A 1,262-nucleotide genomic window follows, 5' to 3' on the forward strand; every position below is an offset into this window, starting at 1 on the left:
GACGTCACCATCCAGGGCAGCCGGCCGCGGCGGGATCTCTTCAACGGCGTGCGGGCGGTCTACGTCGACCCGGCGAAGAACTGGCAGCCGACCGACGCCCCGCCGCTGCTGGCCAGCAACTACGTCGCGGAGGATGGCGGCGAGCAGATCTACCGGGACATGGAGTTCCCGCTGACCACCTCGGTCGCGACGGTGCAGCGCCTGATGAAGGCCGAGCCGGAGCGGATCCGCCGCCAGCGCGAGTTGGCCTTCCCGGCCAACCTCTCGGCGCTGCGGCTGCGGCCGTGGGACGGGGTGACCGTCGCCCTCGACCGCGTCGGGCCATTTCCGGCGCGGGTGACGGGATGGCGCCTGTCCCCCGATGGCGGCGTGGACCTCACGCTCTCCGAGGAGGACCCGGCGGTGTGGGACTGGAATCCGGCGGTGGACGAGCGCGCCGCCGGCGACAGCCCCTCCGTGGTGCTGCCGAACCCCGGGGTCATTGCTGCGCCGGCGTCGATCGCGGTGGACACGCCCACCAGCGTCGCCTTCGCCACCATCGGCGTCTCGTGGGCGGCGGTCGGCAGCGCGTATCTCGCCGGCTACGAGCTCGAGTTCCGCCCCGCCTCCGTCGCCACCTGGCAGGGCTACGGCGGCGCGCTGGGCGCCACCGCGGCCTCGATCCCCACCGCCGAGCCGACCGCCTTCCGGGCGCGCGCCGTGGCGCGCAGCGGGGCGGTGTCTGGCTGGCGGGAGGCGGCAGTCCCGGCCGCGGTGTCCGCGCCCACCGCGTTCGGCATCACCGGCGGCGTGCGGCTGTCCGGCGGCTTCCCGGCGGACGCGGTGCAGCTGCAGGTCTTCGAGGCGACCTCGAACAGCCTCGCCGCTGCGGTGAAGCTCGCCACCGAGCCCACCGCGCTGCCCTGGGACCGCACCGGCCTCACTGCCGGCCAGGCCCGCTGGTACTGGCTCCGCGCCGTCTCCGCCGAGGGCAACGTCTCGGCCCTCGCCGGGCCCGTCACCGCCACCGCGCTCTGAGCGCGGTTGGGGAGGGACCGGCGATGCAGCGGCGATGGATTTCTCGTGCTGGCCAGGAAGGCGGCGCCGCCGATGCTGGTTGCATCGGCAAGCCGGCTGACGCCGCCAGCGCGGGAAAGACGCGCCGCGGCGCGCCGCAGCCCTCCCCAACCACGCTCACTGGAGGCAGCCATGGCCGCCCGCATCGACGACCTGATGGTCCTCGGCCAGAACATCTCCAAGACCGACCTGGCGAAGTACCTGCG

2 protein-coding genes are annotated in these 1,262 nt (G+C 74.4%); both read left to right on the top strand.

Annotation, left to right across the window (positions count from 1 at the left end):
* On the top strand, positions 1-1,017 hold a 1,017-nt coding region (locus tag ACI6QG_RS19545; RefSeq protein ID WP_407026255.1), incomplete at its 5' end, for a phage tail protein.
* Between the two features lie 45 nt (positions 1,018-1,062).
* Positions 1,063-1,262, top strand: a 200-nt coding sequence (locus tag ACI6QG_RS19550; RefSeq protein ID WP_407026256.1) for a hypothetical protein, incomplete at its 3' end; no start/stop codon positions are given.

Origin of the sequence: Sabulicella flocculans, assembly GCF_045449635.1 — a bacterium.
GTDB lineage: Bacteria > Pseudomonadota > Alphaproteobacteria > Acetobacterales > Acetobacteraceae > Roseococcus.